Here is a 2999-nt window from a genome sequence, read left to right on the forward strand (position 1 = left end):
GGAGGTGTCTGTCCCGCGACCGGGGCGTGAGCCCTGTCCCCGGCCCACGGCCGGGGTCCAGTCCGAAACAAGGACGGGCGCGAAAGCGCCGCCGGGGCCCCGGCCTTCGCCGGGGAACGGGAAAGGAGCTCCCCAAATTCCGCGAGCCGCAAAAGGCGACGCTTGTCGATCACGTTCCGTCAGGAGCGGGCTGGCTCCACGAGATGAAATATGACGGCTATCGCTGCCTGCTCGCCCTGGGCGGCGGCGAGGTGAAAATCTACACTCGCACCGGACTCGACTGGACCGACAAATTCCCCGAAATCGCCGAGGCCGCGACGGAGCTGGGCATCGGCTCCGCCCTGCTCGACGGCGAGATCGTCATGCTCGACGAAAAAGGCAATACCGGCTTCTCCGCCCTCCAGCAGGCGATCGGCGAGGGCGGTCGCGGCCTCACCCTGTTCCTGTTCGACGCGCTCGAGATCGACGGCGAGGAGTTGACGAAGCTGCCCAATGTCGAGCGCAAAACCCGGCTCGCCGCGGCGCTCGGGCCGGGAGCGCCGCCCTTCATTCTCTATGCCGACCATATCGTCGGCAAGGGCGAGCAGCTCTACGACGCGATGTGCGCGGCCGGGCAGGAAGGGATCATCTCGAAGAAGGCGGAAGCGCCCTACCGCAGCGGCCGGACCAAGGCCTGGCTCAAGATCAAATGCACCAACCGACAGGAGCTGGTGATCGTCGGCTGGCAGCCGAGCGACAAGAAGGGCCGCGCCTTCCGCTCGTTGCTGCTTGCCCTCAACGAGGGGGGCAAGCTGCACTACGCCGGGAAGGTCGGCACCGGCTTTTCGATGCAGACGCAGCAGGATTTGCGCGTGAAGCTCGACAAGCTCGCGGTGAAGACGCCGCCGGTCGAGGTGCCCCGCGCCGAGTCGCGCGGCGCGCACTGGGTGAAACCGAAGCTGGTCGCCGAGATCGCCTTCGCCGAGTTCACCTCGGACGGCGTCGTCCGCCACGCCAGCTTCCTCGGCCTGCGCGGCGACAAGCCGGCCAAGGACGTGATACGCGAGACGCCCGAGGAGGCGCCGGACGTGGCCGACGACGACGTCAAGATCACCAATCCCGGCCGGGTCATCTTCCCCGACGCGAAGGTGACCAAGGGCCAGCTCGCCGATTATTACCGCGCGGTCGGGCCGGTGATGCTGCCCTGGGTCGGCCATCGCACCGTCAGCCTCGTCCGCTGCCCGCAGGGGCGCGCGAAGAAATGCTTCTTCCAGAAGCATGACAGCGGCAGCTTCGGCGCGCACGTCCTGCACGTTCCGATCGAGGAGAAGAAAGGCGACGTCCAGGACTATCTCTATGTCGATACGATCGCCGGGCTGATCGCGTGCGTGCAGATGGGGACGATCGAGTTTCACGGCTGGGGCTCGAAAGTCGGCTCGGTCGAGAAGCCCGACCGGATTGTCTTCGATCTCGATCCCGACGAGGGGCTCGATTTCGCCAAGGTAAAGAAGGCGGCGCACGATTTGCGGCGCCACCTCGCCGATATCGGCCTCACCACCTTCCCGATGCTGACCGGCGGCAAGGGCGTCCATGTCGTCGTGCCGCTGACGCCGGAGGCGGAATGGCCTCAAGTCAAGGATTTCGCCCAGCGCTTCGCGATGGCGCTCGCCGAGGCCGAGCCCGGCCGCTTCACCGCCGCCCTCTCCAAGGCGAAGCGCGAGGGACGGATCTTCATCGACTATTTGCGCAACCAGCGCGGCGCGACCGCGATCATGCCCTATTCGGCGCGCGCCCGCGCCGGCGCGCCGGTGGCGGCGCCGGTCAACTGGGACGAATTGGACGGCTTCGACGGCGGCGGCCGCTTCACCGTCAAGGACGCCGATTTGCTGCTCGAACGCGCCGCGAGCCGCGCGCTCCAGGGCTGGGGCGAAGCCGACCAGGTGCTGCCGGACGTCTAGGCCCTCAGCCCCATCGCATATTGCTGGGGCGGCTGGCCGAAATGCTTGCGGAAGGCGTGGCCGAGCGCGACCGCATCCGAATAGCCGGTCGCTTCCGCCGCTTGCGCCACCGAGCCCTCGCCCGCGGCGAGGAAGCGCGCCGCCCGCTCGAGCCTGAGCGCCCGGTGATAGGCGATCGGCGCCTGGCCGAAGGCGAGCTTGAAATAGCGGGCGAGGTGGAATTGCGAGAGCCGCGCGATCGTCGCGAGCTCGGCCAGCGCGACGCCGCGATCGAGATGATCGTGGAGATGGGCGCGGGCGCGGTCGAGCCGCTGATAGAGATCGCGCCGGGTCGAGGGCTTGGCCGCGGTGAGGCTCGCAATCGCGGTTCGGCTCTCGGCCAGCGGCTCGGCGAGGGCGCGGCCGACGCGGGCGACGATCTCGGGCGCGAGCGCGGCGCCGCTGCGCGGATCGCGCGCGATGCGGGCGCCATAATCCTGCAGCGCGCGGCCCAGGCTGGTCGTCCCGGTCGAAAGCGCGAAGGCGCGTCCCGTCAGAGGCTCCGAAGCGTCCGGCTCGCCGCAGGCGGGCGGCAGCATCAGGCACAGCCCGGTCGTCTCGGTGCGGTTGGTGCCGACGCAATCGGTGCCGGCGTCGAGATAGAGGAACTCGCCGGGCCGCACGCGGATCTCGCGGCCGTCGACGCGGTAGATTTCCTCGCCTTCCAGCACGAGCTTCAGCGACGGGGCGGCGGAGCCGACCAGCGAGCGGCCCGGCGCGAGCCGCGACAACACAACCTTGCCATGCGACAACGGCGCGCGGGGCGCCTCCAGATGCTGCTCCATCAGGCTGAACCCGGCGTACATTATTGCCCTCCCTAACAAGGCAAGGAATATCTAGGCTTTCCAAAGCTGAACGCCACCTTACTCGCTACAGGCGTAGCAGGCGACAAGGAAAAGTTCGCAAGAACGATCAGCTCTTGCGCAGCCCCGATCATCCACCAAGCGCCCGGGCCGCGCTATTCGCGGGTGAAATGAAGCGGATCAGCGAAGCGTTCGACGCGAGCGGCATCTGGCCGGCGGC

Annotated in this window: 2 protein-coding genes; one reads left to right on the plus strand and one right to left on the minus strand. The window is 68.3% G+C overall.

Annotated elements, in window-relative coordinates; translation table 11 throughout:
* Positions 1-1937, plus strand: a 1937-nt coding sequence (gene ligD, locus ACT4N8_RS03310) for a DNA ligase D (protein WP_444856716.1), incomplete at its 5' end; no start/stop codon positions are given.
* Here ligD and ACT4N8_RS03315 read toward each other — a convergent pair.
* Positions 1934-2782 (minus strand): helix-turn-helix domain-containing protein, encoded by an 849-nt coding sequence (locus ACT4N8_RS03315; RefSeq protein WP_444856717.1) that lies wholly within the window; start codon positions 2780-2782, stop codon positions 1934-1936. The genes ligD and ACT4N8_RS03315 overlap by 4 nt on opposite strands.
* Positions 2783-2999: the final 217 nt, after the last annotated feature.

The organism is Sphingosinicella sp. (assembly GCF_052387495.1).
Taxonomy (GTDB): domain Bacteria; phylum Pseudomonadota; class Alphaproteobacteria; order Sphingomonadales; family Sphingomonadaceae; genus Allosphingosinicella.